Origin of the sequence: Tolypothrix bouteillei VB521301, assembly GCF_000760695.4 — a bacterium.
Classification (GTDB): domain Bacteria; phylum Cyanobacteriota; class Cyanobacteriia; order Cyanobacteriales; family Nostocaceae; genus Scytonema; species Scytonema bouteillei_A.
Genome location: NZ_JHEG04000001.1, coordinates 2,531,567 through 2,552,202 on the forward strand (window position 1 = coordinate 2,531,567; position 20,636 = coordinate 2,552,202).

Consider the following 20,636-nt stretch of genomic DNA (forward strand, 5'->3'; position numbering starts at 1 on the left):
GGATGATAACAATCCCAAACTCAGACCTTACAAATACCAGGGCTTTACTCAGGATTGAGATATCCGCACTTATTATCTACAGCTTGAACACTCAATTTTCCAGATTTGAGTAGAAGCGACCAAGCACTCACAATGATAAGTGAGACGCCTGTCCTACACCGATAACCCTCATTAATTTCTATCAGCCCAAAAATCTGTTTTTAACTCATCAGTGATATCAATTATTTGCAGGGGATATTTTGGTCTTTTTCCATTGTGTACCACTTCCGTTTTAAACTTTTCTACATTAATTTTAATTTTGACTAGTTTCCAGATAGCTTCTTCCCGTACATATTGGAGATCGAAGTCCAGCATTGAGGGATAACCTATAACGTCAGGAACTTGTCCGCGCAACTGCAGCCAATTATTTTCGTTAATATCTGGAGGTTGTAGGAAATGAATCCGACCTGCAACAATACCTGATAAGCTAAACCTTTTTCCTAGAAAATCTTTAAACGCTGATTCAAGTTCAACAATGCTAGTTTGCTGTTGCCATAGAAATGAGATAGAATCGTAAAATTGTATAAAGTTATTTGTTTCTACAGTCTCATAGAAAGACATTAAAGTATCGTAAGCAAGTTGCTTTGCTTGCATTTCCGTGGGTATCACGGGCTTTATACGCGTACCATCTTCAATCAAGCCACTCAGTATTAAATTTTCTCGACTGTCTTTAACAATACCATTTTGAGATTTTTCTAGGGCGTAAATCTTCCAAAATCCATTTTCTTTAATAAAATGAACCTTGATTGGTATCTTTGTGCCAGATTGAGTTATGATATTCCCTCCTATCCAACTTTGATAATTTTTATAAAAACGGGATAACCAAAAAGCCCGCTTGTAATTCATTAAAAAGTTGGCTTGCAAAAAATCAACCAAATCTGCTTGAGAAGTGTTATCTTGAAATTCCAAAGCAGTGCTTTGATATGCTTCCTTAATTTTGCCAAGAGCAATCAAGTGGAAAAAGGTATTGGCTACTTTTGGCAGTTGTCTGGTAGCAAAAAAAATGACCCCGGTAATCAGACCAGTCAGTAGTATAGGAAATCCGAAAATCAGGGCAATAGTAATTCCTATATACAACAATATTTGAGACATATACAGTAAACTTTCCTACACATACTGAAGCTAATCTAAAAAGACTTACGGTTACATCAGAACTTCTTCGGAAATTTTATCTTCTCACTTCATATTTCTTAAATTCGTATTTGCGAGTAAACCGCAAAATTCTTAACCTCCCACCCCCTAAGCCCTAACCTCTAAAATCAATTATCGTTTGCCAATACGCTTCTGGCATACCGATGTCAAAAGTTTTACCTTTCATAATATAACCTGTGATTCCCTCATCTTGACGCAATTGCTCAAGACAAGATGTCAATTGAAATTCACCCCGTTCCCGAAAATTGCTCTGAATATGTTCTTCGAGAAAGTCAAATATTTTCGACGTCAGTACATATAGCCCAAATATACACAGAAAGCGATCCTTTGCTATTCCTCCTACGCGCAGGTTCTGCCTTGCGTATTCTACAGATGGCTTTTCATAAACTTGGGTAAGTGTCAAAATCTCATTGACGGAGTGCCAAACTCCTGTAACACAACCCGCTTTATGAATTATCGTCTCTGGCATTTCTATTAATCCGACAACGTTTTGATTGACTTGTTCGTAGACATCTAAAACTTGACGCGCACAGGATCTTTCGATATCTGATGAGTAAATGTGGTCTCCAAGCATGAGCAGGAATGTTTCATCTTGTACCCATTCTTTGGCACAGTATACTGCATGACCGTAGCCTTCTTGCTCTTCTTGAGTCAAAATTGTAATTTTCTTGCCTAATTCTTGGAGATACCTGCAATATTCTTGATTTTCTAAAGAAAGTTTCTTGAAAAGCTCTGGTTTGACTGGTTTTTGGAAAAAATCTGCAAAAATATCGCGATCGCTCGGTTGCACGACAATCCCAATTTCTTCAATTCCACCCGCGATCGCCTCTTCAACAATGGCTAGAATAACGGGTTTTACCTTTCCATCGCGATCGACAATGGGGAAAAGTTCTTTTTTCACAACTTTAGTCGCAGGAAACAGTCGAGTGCCAAAACCTGCGGCGGGAATCACAGCTTTTCTGACTTTACTTGTTGGCATAAAAAGTTAGGGTTTTATTTTACTGAAAATCAAAAATTAAAAATAAAAATGCAATTTTGCATTTAAAATTATACAAGCAGCATATTAACGTCTATCTGCCAAGGCATAAACCTTTAAAAATTATATCCGTAGAGTTGGCTAAACAAATGACTTTGAAGTTAGGGTCAGTTGACAAAGTGTCACTCACTACATTCCCCGTATCATTCTAGAGGCGATATTCTTTATTAGTGCAAGGAGTGATACCACTTCACCATATGTTTGCCACAAGTTATAATCGCAACCCTCCTAGATCTAGGATACGTTGTGAGTTTCAGATGTTGCATCAAACAAGTGGATTGGTATAAACTATACATAAGAAGTGCTTGGTGGGCAAAACTCCAAGCACTTTTTTGTGTATAAATTTAACCAGATATCATCTCTGCATCAGCATAAATTGCAACAACGACCTTCTCCCAACATCTCAGTGTATTTACCAATTTGCAAGGTCACAAATTTTATAACTAAAAAAGCACCCCAGGCGAGGATGGCAAAGGCTGAGAAAATTGCCTTTTGAAACAAGAAGGAAATGCAAGGTAAAAAAGAACAGTGATGCGGTCTGTTTTGACTTCATCGAACTGACGTAAATGCAAAATCAAAAACCCGGTTCCTCAATCAAGGAACCGGGTTGTCGTGTTTCGATTTTTTACGTCGATCGACCTATCAACCAACTACAAAATTTACCAACTTGCCTGGTACTACAATGACCTTTTTAATTTCTTTGCCCTCAAGGTGACGCCGGACAATTTCTGATTCACGAGCATATTTTTCCAATTCAGCTTTATCAGCTTGGGCGGGAACTTGAAGATCCGCACGTTTTTTGCCATTGATTTGAATCACTAAGGTGATTTCATCAGCAACCAAAGCAGATTCTTCATACTTGGGCCAAGCTTGTGTGTGAATTGATTCCACATTACCCAATTGATGCCACAATTCCTCAGAAATGTGAGGTGCAAAAGGTGCTAACAAGACAACTAAAGTTTGAATACCCTCTGCATAAACTGGTGAATTTTTGCAACTTGCTTCAGTCAAAGCATTACTTAATTTCATCAATTCAGACACAGCCGTGTTGAACTGATACTCACCCTCAACATCTTCCGTTACCTCTTTGATAGCAGTATGGATTGCCCGTCGCAAATCCTTCTCTGGTTTACTCAGTTGAGTTTGAGTATCGCCAACTGCCCTTGGTTGATTTGCATACTCGCTAACCAATCGCCAAACCCTGTTCAAGAAGCGGAACTGACCTTCCACGTCAGTCTCTTCCCACTCCAAATCTTTTTCTGGTGGTGCTTTAAACAAGATGAACATCCGGGCAGTATCTATACCGTATTTGTCGATCACATCTTCTGGTGCAACACCATTTCCCTTAGATTTTGACATGGTAGCGTAAAGACGTTGCAGTGGTTCGCCAGTTTCTGGATCGCGAGGATCGTTTGGATTCACAAGATGAGAAGGAACCCACTTATCTTTTCCAGACTTATTGGGATTCATATAAGTTAATCCCTGAACCATCCCTTGAGTCAACAAGCGTTGGAAGGGTTCATCAAAGTTCAACAAGCCCCTATCGCGCAAAACTTTTGTAAAGAAACGAGAGTACAACAAATGCAAAATGGCGTGTTCAATTCCGCCAACATATTGATCCACTGGCATCCAGTCATTCGCTTCTAAAGAGTCAAAGACTTGCTTTTCATTCTTCGCATCAGGGAAGCGCAAGAAATACCACGAAGAATCAATAAAAGTATCCATCGTGTCTGTTTCGCGCAATGCTGGGGTTCCACAAGTTGGACAGGGTACATTAACCCAGCTTTCCAACTTAGCCAAAGGAGAAGGTCCGCGCCCGCTAAATTCTACATTATCTGGTAACAAGACAGGCAAATCTTCATCTGGAACGGGGACTATGCCACATTTGGGACAACGAATCACTGGGATGGGTGCGCCCCAATACCTTTGCCTTGAAATCAACCAATCTCGCAAGCGGTATTGGACTCTTGCTTTGCCAAAACCTTGCTGTTCGGCATATTCCACCATCGCTTGTTTTGCATCTGTGGATGCCATCCCATCAAATTGCTTGGAATTAACAACAATACCCGGTTCCGTGTATGCTGAGTGCAGCCCTTCTTCTGAAGTCGGTTTGCCTGCTGCTTCTGCTGGCACAATCACGACTTTGATGGGTAAATTCTTTTCTTTGGCAAACTTAAAATCCCGTGCATCATGTGCTGGAACACCCATCACAGCACCCGTACCGTATTCATACAGCACGTAGTCAGCAATCAAAATGGGAATTTCTTCCCCAGTAAATGGATTAATGGCTTTGCCACCTGTGGGAATACCGCGCTTGGGTTTATCCTCAGCAGTTCGTTCCAATTCGCTTTGATTGGAAACTTCTTTGACAAAGACTTCCACAGAGGCTTGATTTTCTGGTGTCGTGACACGTTGTGTCAAAGGATGTTCTGGTGCCAACACCACATAACTCACACCATAAACTGTATCTGGGCGAGTGGTGTACACGCCGATTTTTTCTTCCAACCCAACAATAGGGAATTCCAAGTACGCGCCTGTTGATTTACCTATCCAGTTTGCCTGCATCAACTTAACACGTTCGGGCCAACCGGGTAATTTGTCGAGGTCGTTCAACAGTTCTTCAGCATAGTCAGTAATCTTTAAGAACCACTGTCGCAAAAGTTTGCGCTCAACTTTTGCCCCACTTCGCCAAGAACGTCCTTCGCCATCCACTTGTTCGTTAGCCACTACAGTTTGGTCAACGGGGTCCCAGTTAACAGCCGCTTCTTTCTGGTAAGCCAAACCTGCTTTAAAAAACTGCAAGAAAATCCACTGCGTCCATTTGTAATAGTCTGGCGAACAAGTAGCAACTTCACAATCCCAATCGATAGAGAAGCCCAAGCGCTTTAATTGCTGGCGCATTTGGGCAATATTTTCATAAGTCCATTTAGCAGGTGGTACACCCCTGTCGATCGCAGCATTTTCTGCGGGCAAACCAAAAGCATCCCAACCCATGGGATGTAGGACCCGATACCCTTGCATCCGTTTGAGGCGAGCTATCACATCAGTAATTGTATAATTACGCACGTGCCCCATGTGCAGGCTGCCCGAAGGATAGGGGAACATGGACAGGGCGTAGTATTTTGGCTTGTTCTTTTCTGTTGGCTTTTTATCCAAGCCTTGTTCTGTCCATGTTGTTTGCCATTTTTCCTCAATTTCTGCCGGGTTGTATCGGGACTCCACCGAAAATACTCCTACTACAATTTGTAATCCTTGTCTACTTCCATATTTTAGATGGTAGCCAGAGAATTCGATTGCTTATATGATTTATTTTGAATTTTAACCGCAAATGCACGCAATCCGTAGCGGATATTTATTTATACTTTCTGCGTGTATCCGCGTTCATCTGCTGTTATAATTTTATGTTTTTTATTCAGTTCAATAACCCAGAAGCTTTCTCAGCAACGGTTTTAAAGAAAATATGGTGAAATTAGACACTCCATATCCCGGTTTGTTAAAAGTTTTCGTTTACGGCACTCTCAAACCAGGTGAAGATAATTATGACAGATATTGTGCTGGTAAAGTTGTAGATGCTGTGAGTGCGATCGCAAGGGGGAAATTGTTTGCCCTGCCTGTGGGATATCCTGCGATGGCACCAGGCAATAGTTCTGTACGCGGTTATTTGCTTTCGTTTGCTAACGCTAAGGTTTTAACAGACTTAGACGAACTCGAAGATTATCACCCTGCAACAGACGAGTCAGAAAACCTTTACATACGTCAACAAATAGAAGTCCACGATTTACAGGGACAGTCATTAGGTTGGGCTTGGGTCTACTTAATGAAAGAAGAACTAGCAACCAAACTAGGAGGTATCTTTCTCCCTGATGGTTGGTGGTCTAAATTATGAATTCTAAATTATGAATTATGAATTGAAAATTCATCATTCATCATTCATCATTCATCATTCAATTAATATCATCTAACTCCAGAAGAAGGTCTGGTGGTTGCACCTCTTCGCGAAGCGATTTTTCGGGAGCCACTTCTGCTGTTTTTGGGATGGGAATCACCGGGTTGTTGATAGCAACCATCAGCGGTGAAGCAACCACCGCTGGTGTTTCTGCAGTTTTTTCTATTCGCTGTTGTGCGAATTGCGGTATTCTCGATTCACCTAGCAAACCAGACATTGCTCCGATCGCACACGCAGCCACAGCAGCACCACTCAGCCAAACGAGCCGAGAACGCCTTTGTACGCGTGCCAATACTTGTTCGGCTGTTTCTTGTGAGGACTGTTGCTGCGGTACTGGAAGAGTTCTAACTCCTTGCCGCAATTTCAACAGTCGTGCATACAGGTACTGAACTGTCAGGTCAGTATCCAGCCATTCTTCTACTTGCTTGCGTTCGGCAGCTGTCACCTCACCATCGAGGTAAGCACTTAATAACTCGAAGCGATCGCGCTTCACCATATCTATAGCACCCGTTAATTCATTGGTATGCCTGCCATCCCCGGATTGCAAATCTTTTTGAGGATTTGCCGAGTGGGAGCGGTCATTAAATTGAGAATCAGTAGTCATTTTAACACTAATTACCAATTCCTACACGGGTAAACAAAGCGGACATTTTAGGAAAACTACTCAACTCTTCCCTGCTGACTGACTTTCTCTGGACTATCTTTACATTTCGTAATAAATCTTGAGATTTGTCATTTTCCAAAAGACAAACCGTGCAAAGGTTATGCATCTAGATAATTTTGCAACTGAGATTGCAATCTCGCTCTTGCTCTAGCAATTCTGGACTTGACTGTTCCCAAAGAGACCCCGGTGATTTCGGCAATTTCTTCGTATGCCAAACCCTCGATTTCTCTAAGAACAATCGTTGTGCGGAACACCTCAGGCAAATCGGCGATCGCTTCACGCAGTTGTTCGTAAAATTCTCTAGTGGTCAGTTCTTCTTCCGGTCCGGGAGTATCTCCTGCAATTTCCCAATCCATCTCGCCATCGTCTACCGCTCGGGGAGCGTCCAGCGACAGGGGACTGACAACCCGCTTGCGTTTCCGCAACTCATCGTAAAACAAGTTGGTAGCAATGCGGCTCAACCAGCCCCGGAATTTGGATGGTTCTTGTAATCGGTTAATATTCCGATAAACGCGAATCCAAACCTCTTGAGCCAAATCAGCCCGATCGGGCCAATCAGGAGCCAAATGGTATAATACCCGGTCAACTTGAGATTGATAGCGACGCAGCAATTCCGCAAACGCAGCACGATCCGGACGTAGTCCAGCTTGACAGCGCAGAATTAGGTCGTGATTTGAGAGTTTGTCAACTTGCACTGACGCTTCAGGAAGCCTCGCATCAACCGTTGACCAGGATAAAGGAATCGATTGACTCATAGATCGCACTGGCTTTAAATCTTCCCTTTCTATTAGACCTTCTAATTGGTAAGATGTTCCCTGAGCGAGTGACGGATTTATGACTGTAACACTTCAGTGACTGGTAACCGATAGAGTGGGCATTGCCAACCAAGAGCGAACTAGGGATTGGGAGTTAGTAGAGCCCTTGGCTGGGCAATGCACCAACATCTAACGATGGGTTCCAGTAGTTCATTTGTTCTTGTTAAAAGGGCTGGGTGGTCATTGCCCACCAACATCGAAACCAAAGAGTCCGAGCCCCTACAACCCCCGGTAAGCTGTCATGCATATAAATTGCACCCTTTTAACTGGGGAAAAATCAGTCAAACCCTCCCCCACTCTCCGGTTTCCCCCTCTCGGTAAACCTGAGAAACTTAAAGGTAGCACACAGCTTACCCAATACCCAATCCCTATTTCCTTGGTAACCTGACTACGAGGTTTGGCGTTGTCTCTGTTTGCTGTTGGTAATTAGTCTGTGAACTGCTTCTGTCCGGGACGTGAACTTGCAAAAACAGATTTAAAGAGAAAGTAATTGTAACCGCTAAGAATAATTTTTCTAACATAGCTTTTCTCCCACCCACACCTAATAATGATTGATGGCTGCATTTTGAAAGAGTTCCAGGGAGTGAAAGTTCTCTCAACAACGTTTTTCAAATAGAAGCAGTGGCACAATCTTTTCCATAGCCCTAGTTTGCCCAGGACTATTGCGAAATTCATGAGGGAACTGATAATTATTTATAAATTTTTTGTAACTATAGAATGAACGTATAAAAAATTTGTCAGTATTTCTGTGTAATTTACTAATAAAGAGATTTGATAGTTCAAGCTAGACTGGGGTTAATGCACAGCAAAATCGAAGAGTTGAATGTGGTGGAGAAGGTAAACAATGGCAATGGCAAAAAATGATTCTTTAACGCGCATAGTGATGCTTCTTTGTTTTGGGACGGCATTTCTATCTCTCGTTGTCCATTGGCGCATCACAACTTCTACAACCCCTCAATCCAATTTAGCAAAGACATCCAAAACAGCTTTGAGAACAGAGGGTCAAGGACAAAAGGCAGATGGCCAAAATCGCATAACTTTGCTGTCCGCATTTGCGCCCTCAAAGCAAACGACAAATCCTGCATCTCAAAACAGACAACTCGTCGTTGATTTAAGCGATCGCCGCGTCTACGTCTATAGTGGGGAGACTGTAATAGCGAGTTACCCAATAGGTGTTGGTAAGAGAGGTTGGGAAACTCCCACTGGTTCGTTTCAAATCTTGCACAAACAACGCAATCCTATCTGGCAACACCCCATCACGGGTAAAATTTTTGCGTCTGGTACTGATAGCCCATTAGGAGACCGATGGATCGGTTTTTGGACAGATGGGCGAAATCAAATTGGCTTTCACGGAACCCCAGACGCTCAAGTTATAGGCAGTGCCATATCTCATGGCTGTTTGCGTATGCGTAATCCTGATGTTCGCTTGCTCTACAAACAAGTCGCCTTGGGAACACCAGTAGAAGTCAGGCAATGAAAGTATGAAGTATAAAGTATGAAATAGTTTTTTATACTTTATACTTCATACTTCATCCTTTTTGCTCAAATTGGGGTGCGTAAGATTCAAGTAAAGCGCTCACCTGTCGCAAAACTTCATTGCTTGTGTTTCTAGTTCCTACCGGCGTGTTGCCAACAGTAGGTCGATCGAGACTGCGAGCAATTGCTTCATTAACTTGTTGAGCAATTAATTCCTGAAGTTGTGCTCTAGCCCGTTGGCGCTGGTAGGTAGCACCTTCTTCTGTGGTAGCGTACAGGGGTGGTAGGCGGTTGAGGGCATAAGCGGCGATATCCCCGACATCCAGAGAACTTTCGCTAGTCGCTTCAATTTCTGCGACGCGAGCGATCGCCTCGGTGAGTACCAATTCTTCCATGACGTTGATAAACTGTTTGCGCGGTACCGCCATGACCTCGCCAGTTAAAAGCGATCCCATCAGTCGGTCCAACGCCATGTACTCTTCGATTGACAGTTCGCTAGCGTTATCACAAATTCGCCCGACTTCTGCTTCCATTGCTGGTGTAAGATAACCATCCTGGAGAGCTTGTTCCACAATTTTTTCTATACTCATAATGTTAATCATCTTATAAGCCATCCAAGCAAGGTTGGGACGGTACCAATCCTACTTATTCTGCCCGAATAAGAGCCAATAGTACGCAAAAAGTTACCATTTGAGAAATTATTATTTAACTTCTTGTTTTCGCCAGGGTACTGGGTCAATAGATTTACCATTGACGTACAAACCCCAGTGGAGATGGGGTCCCGTGGAAGCGCCTGTTGAACCGACTGCACCAATGAGTTGACCGGGTTGAACAAAATCGCCCTCCTTTACATTGATGCGGCTCAAGTGCAAAAAAACGCTAGTTACACCTTGCCCGTGATCGATACCAACTACATTACCGTGGACTCGAAATCCTTCAGAGACTCTACCCACCAAGGAGACTCGGCCCGCAGCCGGAGCCACAACAGGTGAACCTGCGCCTCCTGCATAGTCAAGTCCCCGATGGTAGTAGTCCTTAGCAAATTTACCATTATAGTAGCGACGTATGCCATAAATTGTGCTAACTCGTCCTCTGTTTGGTGCTAGGAAAGGACCTTGCCAATATTTTTCCGGTGTTTGCAACGCTTTAAAAGCCGCAACACGTTGAAGTTCGTGTTCTGTGGCGTTGACTCCTGCTTTTCCGGGAGGTAAATTGATTCGTTGTACGGGAAATTTGCGAGATCGTACTTGTAATGTCAAGTTCTGCACCTGCCCTTCTCCCGACACTTGGATAGTTCTATTCCCAGGAGTTTCCAATGGTGTCGTAGGGATGAAAGCACGATACTGATTTGGTGCAATTTCATATACTGGGTACTTATCATCCCCACTTGTAACGGTTACATTGTTACTGGGATCTGCATTCTCTAAATTGACCATAACCGATATGGTGTCTCCTAATTGAGGAGATTCCGGGCTAACTTGTACTTGTAAAGCCCGTGCAGGTGAGGTAAACACAACAGGTAAAGCAGCAAAAATGCCAACAAGAGCATTGGTTACAAGGCTGTTGATTTTTGATTTGTTCTGAAAATGGCTAACGCTATACACGGTCATTGTCAAAGAGAAAAACAACTTGGATAGTTCTGTTGAGAAACAGACTAACTTATAAAGAAAGGGAGTTCCCTATCTTCCATGTTGTTTCTAGCATAGAAAATCTTAGAAAAATAAGGATCGCGCTTGGTTTTTTTCAATCGTTCAGCCCGTACAAAGGACACATCAGAGCACGTAAATTTGTACTAGCTCCATTGCCAGCATTTATATCAGCAGTGGGGATTGGGGATAAATTATTCTTTCTTGTCCCCCTTGTCTACCTTGTCCCCCTTGTCCGAGCCCCTAGTTTCTCTTTCATCAATTAACTATCCAGGCTGATAGAAAACTTTGTATCCTTAATGTTAATAGGTCTTAACAGTGTGTCTCAAAACTTGTGCAGGAAGATTTTAGGCTGATAGTTGATTTAGTTTCGGTTTTCGCCGTGGCTGCTTGTGGCGGTCTGCTGGCGGCGCTTTTGCGACAACCCGTTTTATTGGGGTATCTAATTGGCGGAATGGTCGTCGGACCAGCCGGACTGGGACTGATCAAAGAAGTCATTCAAGTAGAAACTTTGGCTCAGTTCGGAGTCGCCTTTCTATTATTTGCCCTAGGTGTGGAGTTTTCGTTTTCGGAACTTAGAAAAGTTCAAAACATAGCTCTTGGGGGTGGTGGGCTACAAATAGCCCTGACAATTTTGGTCACCGTTATGGTTTGCGGGGTGACTGGGGCTTGGGCAACTTTGCCGGCTAAAGGTATATTTCTGGGGGCAATTTTGTCTCTCTCTTCCACAGCAGTTGTCCTAAAATGCTTGATGGAGCGTAATGAAACAGAAACGCCCCACGGGCAAGTGATGCTGGGTATTTTGATCGTACAGGACTTGGCATTGGGGCTGATGTTGGCGGTCTTACCAGCGCTTCATCAACCAGGGGAAGCTATCGGTGTGGCGGTACTCCTGGCACTGTTAAAGATTGGGTTATTTGCTGCTGGTGCTGTTGTTGCTGGAATTTGGCTCATCCCACCTTTGTTACAATTGCTAGCCCGCACGGAAAGTCGCGAATTATTTTTGTTAGGAGTGGTGGCGCTGTGTTTGGGCATTGCCCTACTTACAGAGTACTTGGGGCTTTCTATCGAAATGGGAGCATTTGTTGCAGGTTTGATGATTTCGGAGGTAGAATATGCCGACCAAACTTTATCATACGTGGAGCCACTGAGAGATATTTTTGCCAGTTTGTTCTTTGCTTCCATCGGGATGTTAATCGATCCAGTATTTTTATGGAACAATCTGGAACTGATTCTGGGGTTAGTAGCACTGGTATTTGTAGGTAAGCTGATAATTATAACACCATTGGTAAGATTGTTCCGTTATCCATTAAAAACGGCGTTAATTGCTGGATTGGGATTGGCTCAAATTGGGGAATTTTCCTTTGTGCTTGCTAGTGAAGGACAAGCATTGGGGCTGGTTTCCCGACGAATATATTTATTGATATTGGGAACAACAGCGGTGACACTGGTACTTACCCCATTTGTGCTGCGTTCGGTTCCGATTTTATTTGATTGGATAGAGTCAGTCCCTTGGCTAAAGACGTTTTTAAGTGATGAGGGTCAGCCTTTAGAAGTTACCAAAGAATTATCATTGAAAGATCATGTAGTGGTTTGCGGCTATGGGCGAGTGGGACGAAATTTAGTTAAGTTACTGCTTTCTCGCGAGTTACCTATTGTTGTCATTGACCAGTCGGAAACAAGAATTCAGCAATTGCGGGATGCGGGAATTCCTTATGTCTACGGCAATTGTGTCAGTCTTCACGTTTTAGAAACAGCTGGGGTAAATACTGCACGAGGAATGGCGATCGCACTTCCCGACCCCATGAGCACTCGTCTTTGCTTAAAACGGGCTTTGGAATTATCTCCCGATCTCAATGTGGTTGTTCGTGCGACTAATGATAAAAGCATTGAAGTCCTCTACCAACTTGGCGCACGAGAAGTTGTGCAACCAGAGTTTGAGGCGAGTTTGGAAATGGTAACCTACATTCTTACAGAAGTGGGCTTATCACCTGCACTCGTGCAGCAACAAATGCAAGAAATTCGCAACAGTCATTATTTAGACCTCAGACCCACGCGTACTGCTTCAGAGGTTTCTCGCGATTTGCAACAAGCAACTCAAGACCTCAACAAGCGCTGGTATCCCCTACCATCAGGTTCGCCTCTCATTGGTATGTCCTTGGAAGAAGCCGATATGCGCTACTTAACGGGAGTGAGTTTGATGGCTATTCGCCGCGAAGGAGGTGAAGAAATTGACTTTCCTTCTGTCGAAACCAAATTGCAAGAGGGCGATCGCTTGTTGATTGTCGGTTCTGATGGCGAGTTTGCTGCATTGGATGAATTTGCCAAAGGAAACGTTGCTGTTCCCGGTGAAAACAGCGCATGCCAATGGGTTACGGTGAGTACGGATTCTTCAATGGTTGGTAAAACTTTGGGTGATTTGGACATCCACAACCAGTATGGAGTCAAAGTGCAGGCAATGCGACGAGATGGAAAATTTATCCGTTTTCCTAATGACAGTATGGACTTACAAGCTCGCGACCAAGTTTTAGTATGTGGTAGCTTAGTTGCTGTCAATCAACTCGTGCAGTTGCTTGCACCGGAAACTATAGTGCCTTTGGCTGTACCAATGGTAAAAGCTGGTGAAGCTGACGCACTTAAGGAGTTTCTTCCCATGGATAGCTTGCTGGATTAAGCTGTAAAAACGTGCTGTAAAGACCAGCCATGCTCGGTCTCTACATGGGTTTGATATAAGCGATCGCTTGCTTCCAAACGGTTACGTGCTGGTTATGGTCGTCTACACAACACAAACACTGCACGTCTTGCCATATCATTTTCCCGGTAAGTAGGTCACCAGTTAGCAGTTTGATTTGGATAGCAGCACCTTCCTTAATTAGGTTTTGTACTTGTCGAATACTAGGGAGAGAGGTATCAAATTCAGTAATCATAGTCATCTAAAGTATGAAGTATCAAGTCAGAAGGATGAAGTATGAAGGATGAGATTTATTAAATTTTTCATCCTCGATCCTTCAGCCTGTATCCTTTACCCTTCGTTTATAATTCAAGGATTTTAAAAATGGCAATTGAATTTACTAAGTATCATGGTTTGGGTAATGACTTTATCTTGATTGACAATCGCTCGTCATCCACTCCCGCCATTACACCAGAACAAGCAATTCAGTTATGCGATCGCCACTTTGGTATCGGTGCTGACGGTGTCATTTTTGCACTACCTGGCGAAAAGGGTAATGACTATACCATGCGGATTTTCAACTCCGATGGTTCAGAACCAGAAATGTGTGGTAATGGTATTCGCTGTTTGGCGGCTTTCCTCGCTGATTTGGAAGGAACTCAGAGAAAAAGCGACAAATATGCCATCGAGACGTTAGCTGGCGTAATGACGCCCCAACTGATGTTAGATGGTCAAGTTAGAGTAGATATGGGGCTGCCAAAATTACTGGCTGGTGAAATTCCTACGACTCTCGCTCCCGATGATGAAAAAGTTATCGATCGACCGATACAAGTTGCAGGAAAAACTTGGAATGTGACCTGTGTTAGTATGGGTAACCCTCACTGCATTACTTTTGTAGAAGATGTTGCGGCTGTTCCTCTGGAAGTTATCGGTCCTCAGTTTGAAAACCACCCCCTATTTCCCCGACGCACAAACACAGAATTTATTGAAGTGGTCCGTCGCGACTACGTGAAAATGCGAGTCTGGGAACGCGGAGCGGGTATAACTTTAGCTTGCGGGACGGGTGCTTGTGCATCATTGGTGGCTGGGGTACTGACAGGAAAATGCGATCGCATAGCGACTGTGGAACTTCCCGGAGGACCATTGGAAATCGAATGGTCAGAACTAGACCAACGGGTTTACATGACCGGACCTGCTGAGCGAGTTTTTACTGGGAAAATCAGCTAACTTACATCTTGCACCTACACCCTAAAAGGGTGAGGCTATACAAACAAAGCCTGCCTGCGCAGGCTAATAAGCTTGATTTTACGTTTTTGTGACAAAAACGTATAGTTAAACACTTGTTGAAAGAAACTGCACAACAATTAAAAGGGGCAGCCAAACGCAGATTCATCGCACTTGCATACCCTTCTTCTGTCACTTTCCGGAAAAGCGATTGCTACAAGCCTCATGAGGCAATCAATACAAACTACCCTATTAGAAAAAAATTGGTGTTGTATTTGTTATTAGAAAAGAATCGCACGTAGGCGTAGCCCGTCGTAGACATCGCTTGTTATACAAAAGCTCTAGAATTCAGAAATAGCAAATGTTTTCGGAGAGTAACAGAAGAGGGGTAAATACCCAACTAAAATGCACAACAGCTTATGTTTTGCTGTTGAAAACTGATTTTCCGCATTTACTTAAAAACTAAGATACTCTGTGGGAATACTAGTTTTAACAAGCAAAAATAAGACTGTAGCATAAGGTTAAGTATAAATGATTATTGCGAGCCAGATTCCTCTTATTCCCGGATATCAAATTAGCTCTCAACTGTATGCAGGCTCCAGAACCTCAGTATATCGAGCTATTCGAGAGCAAGAACCGCTCGCAGTAGTCATTAAACTTCTGACATCTAAATATCCCAGCTTCAACGAATTATTACAATTTCGCAATCAATACACCATTAGCAAAAATCTTAACATTCCTGGGATTATTCATCCTTTATCGTTAGAAACCTACAGAAATGGTTATATCTTAGTAATGGAGGATAAAGGGGAAATTTCTTTACGAGAATATATTAAAACTACTACTCTGTGTTTGAGTGAATTTTTAGCGATCGCTATCCAATTAACCAATATTATCCACGGTTTACACCAAAACTGTGTGATTCACAAAGACATCAAACCGGCAAACATTCTGATTCATCCCCAAACAAAACAAATTCAACTCATCGACTTTAGTATCGCTTCTCTGTTGCCTAAAGAAACCCAAGAAATTAAAAGTCCCAATATTTTAGAAGGAACGCTCGCTTATATTTCACCCGAACAAACTGGAAGGATGAACCGAGGCATAGATTACCGCAGTGATTTTTATTCTCTGGGGGTAACATTCTATGAATTATTAACAAAAGAGCTACCATTTATTTGTGACGATCCGATAAAATTGGTACATTGTCATATTGCCAAAATGCCAAAAGCATTAGGTAATAGAGAAGATATTCCGCAGGTAATTTCAGATATTGTCATGAAATTAATGGCGAAAAACGCCGAAGATAGATATCAGAGTGCTTTAGGATTAAAACACGATTTAGAAAATTGTTTATCTCAACTTAAAGATACTGGTAAAATTATAAATTTTCAAATTGGTCAGAGGGATGTATACGATCGCTTTCTGATCGAAGAAAAACTTTATGGACGTGAAGCAGAAGTCCAAACTTTACTCGATGCCTTTGAGCGCGTCGCCAACGGCACATCTGAAATGATGTTGGTAGCAGGATTTTCAGGGATTGGTAAAACTGCGGTAGTCAATGAAGTTCACAAACCAATTACTCGTCAGCAAGGGTATTTCATCAAAGGAAAATTTGACCAATTTAATCGTAATATTCCTCTATCAGCTTTTGTGCAAGTCTTACGAGATTTAATGACACAATTATTGTCAGAATCAGACGCACAATTAGCACAATGGAAAACCAAGATTCTCCAAGCTGTAGGCGACAATGGACAAATTTTGATTGAGGTAATTCCCGAACTAGAACGAATTATTGGTCAGCAACCTTCTGTGTTAGAAATATCGCCAACTGCGGCACAAAATCGCTTTAATCTATTGTTCCAAAAATTTCTTGCAGTCTTTACTACAAAAGAACATCCGTTAGTCATGTTTCTGGATGATTTACAGTGGGCAGATTCAGCTTCGCTGGCGTTAATTAAACTCCTGATGCAGGAGAACAGCTATTTACTTTTGTTGGGGGCTTATCGAGACAATGAAGTGTCGCCGACACATCCATTCATCTTGACGGTGGCAGAACTCAAGAAAGCCCAGAAGACTGTTAATACAATTACGCTTTCGCCTCTTGCCTTGAATGATACAAATCAGTTAATTGCAGATACATTGCATTGTACGACACAGCGAGCGCGTCCTCTGACACAATTAATTGAGCGCAAAACTCAAGGAAATCCGTTTTTTATCACCCAGTTTCTCAAAGCATTATACGAAGACGGTCAGATTACTTTCAATCGCAATCAAGGATATTGGGAATGTGATATTGCTCAAATCAATACGCTGTCTCTCACTGATGATGTGGTCGAGTTTATGGCGCAGCAATTGCAGAAATTGCCAAAAGAAACGCAACAAATACTGAAATTAGCTGCTTGTATCGGCAATCAATTTGACTTAGCAACCTTGAGTATTGTTTGCGAGCGCTCGCAAACAGATACGGCGGCGGCTTTGTGGAAGGCTTTACAAGAAGGGCTAATTCTGCCGCAAAGTCAATTGTATAAATTTTATCTTAGTTCTGATGGAGTAGATGCAAATACTAGCAACATTGAAAATGTAACCTATCGATTTTTGCACGATCGCGTCCAACAAGCTGCCTATTCTTTGATTGCTGATGACCAAAAACAAATAACCCATTACCAGATAGGAAAACTACTGCTCGAAACAGTATCCCCAGAGTCAAGAGTTGACAGAATTTTTGAACTAGTCAATCAATTAAACTATGGAACTGCTTTAATTACCGAACAAAAACAACGAGATGAATTAGCCGAACTTAATTTGATTGCCTGTCATAAAGCCAGAACTGCTACTGCTTATCAAGCAGGTCGTGAATATGCCAATATCGGGTTAGCTTTGCTAGGAGGAAATGCTTGGCAGCAGCGATATAAAATGACTCTTGAACTTCATGAATTAGCAGCTGAATTAGCTTGCTTATGCGGTGATCTTGAGGCGATGGAACAGTTAATTGAGACAACCATTAAACAAGCGCGAACTTTATTAGAACAGGTCAATGTTTATCGAATTAAGATTCAATCAAATGTCTCCTGGAAGAAAAATACTGAAGCCATTGCTATTGCTCAAAAAGTTTTGCAACAATTGGGAATAACTTTTCCTCAAGCACCTATACAAAATGATATTCAAGAAAGTATTGCAGAAGTTGAAAAATTGATTGCAGGCAGGGAAATTCAGGATTTGATTAACCTACCGATGATGACGGATGCAGAAAAAATCGCTATTTTGCAGATTATCAGTAGCATCATACCAGTCGCGCACTTCACCGATCCTTTATTGTTTCTATTATTGGTTTTGTTGTCAGCCAAACTATCTATTCAATACGGGAATATATCCGTTTCAGCCATTGCATATTCGTGCTATGGCATCATTTGCTGTAATATACGGCAAGATGTGAAAACAGGGATCGAGTTTGGTCAATTGGCACTTCAGGTTGTCTCCAAACTCGATGCCAAAACTATCAAGCCGGTGGTGTTACATACGACGGGATTATTTATCATACACCGCAAATTCCACCTCAAAGAAACCCTCTCACTTCTGCAAGAGGCTTATACAATTGCTCTAGAAGTTGGAAATTACGAGTATGCAGGATATAGCATCTACAGTTTTTGTCTCCACTCTTTTTGGTGCGGTCACCCTCTTGTAACCTTGGAACAAGAGACTCGTACTTATTGTGATGGGTTGCTGCAATTAAACCAATTAACGTCAGCTCAGGGATGTCGGTCTCTTGGGCAATTACTTTTAAATTTACTTGGTGGTGCAGCCCATCCTTGTACATTTTCTGGAGAAGCTTTCCAAGAATCTGAATTACTGACTTTGTTATTGGCTGAGAATAATCATTTTCTATTGTGTTTATTCTATTTTTATAAACTGATACTTTGCTATCTATTCGGAGAAATTGAATCAGCTCAAAACAATGCCTTTAAAGCCAGACACTATTTAATATCTACTACTGGACATGTTGCTGAAACTGGGTTTTACTTCTATGATTCTTTAGCAGATCTAGCACTTTTAAATTCAGAATCAAAGGAGACTTTAGAGGTTTTCGAGCGCGTGGAACAAAACCAAAATAAATTACAGCACTGGGCGAATTACGCGCCTATGAATCATCAACACAAGGTTGATTTGGTTGCTGCCGAAAAATGTCGGGTATTAGGACAGAAAACAGAAGCTATTGAGCTATACGACAAGGCTATCTCTGGAGCTAAAGCTAACGAATATATCCAAGAAGAAGCTTTAGCTAACGAACTCGCTGCTAAGTTTTACCTGGCTTGGGGTAAGGAAAAGGTGGCCTCAGGCTATATGCAGGAAGCCTACTACTGCTACGCCCGTTGGGGTGCAAAAGCGAAAGTTGCCCATTTAGAACAACAATATCCGCAACTACTGGCAGCTATTCTGGAACCGACTAACTTTGCCATTACATCCGAAGGAACCATCGCCTCAACTGTGATGCGAGGTGTAACTAAAAGCAATAGCAACCAAAATGTATGGTTAGATTTTCCCACGGTGATGAAAGCGGCACAAGCCATCTCCCAAGAAATTGAATTAGAAAAGCTGTTAACAACCTTAATGCAGATTGCCATCGCTAATGCCGGCGCACAAATCGGTCATTTCATCCTTTGCCGAGACGAACAATTGATAGCCGTCGCTCAAGCCGATGGAGAACAAGCAAAAACTTTAGAAATTCCCCTGGCTGAATACCAAGAAATCCCCCAGAGTTTGATTTATACAGTAGCGCGGATTCAACAAACAGCTGTGTTTGAAAACTTAAGTGATTCACCACAATTTGCAGGCGATCGCTATGTCATAACTCACCATCCCAAATCAGTTTTGTGTACTCCCATTAGTCGCCAAGGAAAACTCGTCGGGATTTTATACTTAGAAAATAACTTAGCTGTGGGTGCTTTTAGTAGCGAGCGCATCGAGATTCTACAACTTCTCACCAGCCAAGCCGCCATCTCTGTAGAAAATGCCCGTTTGTATCAACAAATCGAAAACTATTCCCATACTCTAGAAGCAGAGGTAGAGCTAAAAACCCACGCTCTTAACCAAAAAGCCCAAGATTTAGAGCAAACCTTGAAAAAATTGCAACAAACTCAAGCGCAATTGATACACAGCGAGAAAATGTCATCAATAGGACAACTCGTAGCTGGTATTGCTCATGAAATTAACAATCCAGTCAATTTTATCAAGGGTAATATCACCCATACAAAAAGTTATATTGCAGACATGATGAGTTTGTTGACATTGTATCACCAAGAATATCCCCAACCTAGTGTAGTTATTCAAGCTAAGAAGGAAGAAATTGACCTGAATTTTCTGTTTGAGGATGTTAATCAAATTTTAGAATCAATGAAAGTAGGCAGCGATCGCATCAGTCAGATTGTCTTGAGTTTACGCAACTTTTCTCGCTTGGATGAAGCAGAATTGAAAGCTGTAAACTTACACAGTGGCATTGAAAGTACATTGTTAATTTTGCAACATCGCTTGCAAGCCTCTGAAAATCAACCTGAAGTCCGTGTGGTTAAGGAGTATGGCAACCTACCTCTGGTGACTTGTTCTCCTAGCCAGTTGAATCAAGTTTTCCTAAATATCATCAATAATGCGATTGATGCCATTCGAGATAATCCTAAACGTAGTGAAAACCCACAAATTCAGATACGCACTAAAGTTATGGATACCGAACGGTTACGAATTGCCATTTCTAATACAGATAGTACGATTCCTAAAAGCCTTCAAGAACGTATTTTTGACCCATTCTTTACGACAAAACCCATCGGTCGTGGTGCTGGTCTGGGTTTATTTGTTAGCTATTCGATTATCCAACAACATGGCGGTACTTTAACTGTGCGATCTCAGCCATCAGAGCAAACAGAATTTGAGATTATTCTTCCTATTCGGTAACTTCTTGTTAACTCTCAAGAAACA

General features: G+C 42.2%; 13 protein-coding genes. 5 read left to right on the forward strand and 8 right to left on the reverse strand.

Annotated elements, in window-relative coordinates:
* Nucleotides 1-171: 171 nt before the first annotated feature.
* The 3 genes from HC643_RS10185 to leuS form a co-directional block, all read right to left on the reverse strand.
* Nucleotides 172-1,131 carry a hypothetical protein gene (locus HC643_RS10185; protein ID WP_050046159.1) on the reverse strand — a complete coding sequence of 320 codons (960 nt, stop codon included), beginning with the start codon at nt 1,129-1,131 and terminating at the stop codon, nt 172-174.
* 154 nt (nt 1,132-1,285) lie between these two features.
* A complete protein-coding gene (locus tag HC643_RS10190) occupies nt 1,286-2,170 on the reverse strand; it encodes a UTP--glucose-1-phosphate uridylyltransferase (RefSeq protein ID WP_038087012.1) in 885 nt (294 codons plus the stop codon).
* Nucleotides 2,171-2,869: 699 nt separating this feature from the next.
* Entirely contained in the window at nt 2,870-5,449 is a 2,580-nt protein-coding gene (gene leuS, locus HC643_RS10195) for a leucine--tRNA ligase (RefSeq protein WP_038087009.1), read from the reverse strand.
* A gap of 238 nt (nt 5,450-5,687) precedes the next feature.
* On the opposite strand from leuS, the gene HC643_RS10200 reads away from it, so the two are divergent.
* The gene (locus tag HC643_RS10200; protein WP_038087007.1) at nt 5,688-6,113 is read left to right on the forward strand and encodes a gamma-glutamylcyclotransferase family protein; all 426 of its coding nucleotides are present in this window, start codon (nt 5,688-5,690) and stop codon (nt 6,111-6,113) included.
* A 58-nt stretch (nt 6,114-6,171) separates the two neighbouring features.
* On the opposite strand, the gene HC643_RS10205 is transcribed toward HC643_RS10200, so the two are convergent.
* Nucleotides 6,172-6,777, reverse strand: coding sequence for an anti-sigma factor family protein (locus tag HC643_RS10205; RefSeq protein WP_038087003.1), 606 nt, complete (start codon nt 6,775-6,777; stop codon nt 6,172-6,174).
* A 158-nt stretch (nt 6,778-6,935) separates the two neighbouring features.
* Nucleotides 6,936-7,592 (reverse strand): sigma-70 family RNA polymerase sigma factor, encoded by a 657-nt coding sequence (locus HC643_RS10210; RefSeq protein ID WP_038086999.1) that lies wholly within the window; start codon nt 7,590-7,592, stop codon nt 6,936-6,938.
* Between the two features lie 904 nt (nt 7,593-8,496).
* Between HC643_RS10210 and HC643_RS10215 the strand changes: the two genes are divergently transcribed.
* Nucleotides 8,497-9,129: a L,D-transpeptidase gene (locus tag HC643_RS10215; protein WP_038086995.1), complete on the forward strand. Its 633-nt coding sequence runs from the start codon at nt 8,497-8,499 to the stop codon at nt 9,127-9,129.
* A 52-nt stretch (nt 9,130-9,181) separates the two neighbouring features.
* On the opposite strand, the gene HC643_RS10220 is transcribed toward HC643_RS10215, so the two are convergent.
* Nucleotides 9,182-9,718, reverse strand: a complete 537-nt coding sequence (locus HC643_RS10220) for a late competence development ComFB family protein (protein WP_038087108.1) — start codon at nt 9,716-9,718, stop codon at nt 9,182-9,184.
* A gap of 111 nt (nt 9,719-9,829) precedes the next feature.
* A complete protein-coding gene (locus HC643_RS10225; RefSeq protein ID WP_050046158.1) occupies nt 9,830-10,738 on the reverse strand; it encodes a M23 family metallopeptidase in 909 nt (302 codons plus the stop codon).
* Between the two features lie 370 nt (nt 10,739-11,108).
* On the opposite strand from HC643_RS10225, the gene HC643_RS10230 reads away from it, so the two are divergent.
* Nucleotides 11,109-13,448 (forward strand): monovalent cation:proton antiporter family protein, encoded by a 2,340-nt coding sequence (locus HC643_RS10230; protein ID WP_038086992.1) that lies wholly within the window; start codon nt 11,109-11,111, stop codon nt 13,446-13,448.
* 40 nt (nt 13,449-13,488) lie between these two features.
* Here the strand turns inward: HC643_RS10230 and HC643_RS10235 are convergent, their stop codons facing one another.
* A complete protein-coding gene (locus HC643_RS10235) occupies nt 13,489-13,701 on the reverse strand; it encodes an Hfq-related RNA-binding protein (protein ID WP_038087103.1) in 213 nt (70 codons plus the stop codon).
* A gap of 128 nt (nt 13,702-13,829) precedes the next feature.
* Between HC643_RS10235 and dapF the strand changes: the two genes are divergently transcribed.
* Nucleotides 13,830-14,672, forward strand: a complete 843-nt coding sequence (gene dapF / locus HC643_RS10240; RefSeq protein ID WP_038086989.1) for a diaminopimelate epimerase — start codon at nt 13,830-13,832, stop codon at nt 14,670-14,672.
* 528 nt (nt 14,673-15,200) lie between these two features.
* A complete protein-coding gene (locus HC643_RS10245; protein WP_038086984.1) occupies nt 15,201-20,612 on the forward strand; it encodes a trifunctional serine/threonine-protein kinase/ATP-binding protein/sensor histidine kinase in 5,412 nt (1,803 codons plus the stop codon).
* Nucleotides 20,613-20,636: the final 24 nt, after the last annotated feature.

Excerpts from the sequence above, each read along its gene's own strand:
- HC643_RS10185 (WP_050046159.1), bottom strand. The coding sequence starts at position 1,131 with ATGTCTCAAATATTGTTGTATATAGGAATTACTATTGCCCTGATTTTC.
- HC643_RS10190 (WP_038087012.1), bottom strand. The coding sequence starts at position 2,170 with ATGCCAACAAGTAAAGTCAGAAAAGCTGTGATTCCCGCCGCAGGTTTT.
- HC643_RS10200 (WP_038087007.1), top strand. The coding sequence starts at position 5,688 with ATGGTGAAATTAGACACTCCATATCCCGGTTTGTTAAAAGTTTTCGTT.
- HC643_RS10205 (WP_038087003.1), bottom strand. The coding sequence starts at position 6,777 with ATGACTACTGATTCTCAATTTAATGACCGCTCCCACTCGGCAAATCCT.
- HC643_RS10210 (WP_038086999.1), bottom strand. The coding sequence starts at position 7,592 with ATGAGTCAATCGATTCCTTTATCCTGGTCAACGGTTGATGCGAGGCTT.
- HC643_RS10215 (WP_038086995.1), top strand. The coding sequence starts at position 8,497 with ATGGCAATGGCAAAAAATGATTCTTTAACGCGCATAGTGATGCTTCTT.
- HC643_RS10220 (WP_038087108.1), bottom strand. The coding sequence starts at position 9,718 with ATGAGTATAGAAAAAATTGTGGAACAAGCTCTCCAGGATGGTTATCTT.
- HC643_RS10225 (WP_050046158.1), bottom strand. The coding sequence starts at position 10,738 with ATGACCGTGTATAGCGTTAGCCATTTTCAGAACAAATCAAAAATCAAC.
- HC643_RS10235 (WP_038087103.1), bottom strand. The coding sequence starts at position 13,701 with ATGATTACTGAATTTGATACCTCTCTCCCTAGTATTCGACAAGTACAA.
- dapF (WP_038086989.1), top strand. The coding sequence starts at position 13,830 with ATGGCAATTGAATTTACTAAGTATCATGGTTTGGGTAATGACTTTATC.
- HC643_RS10245 (WP_038086984.1), top strand. The coding sequence starts at position 15,201 with ATGATTATTGCGAGCCAGATTCCTCTTATTCCCGGATATCAAATTAGC.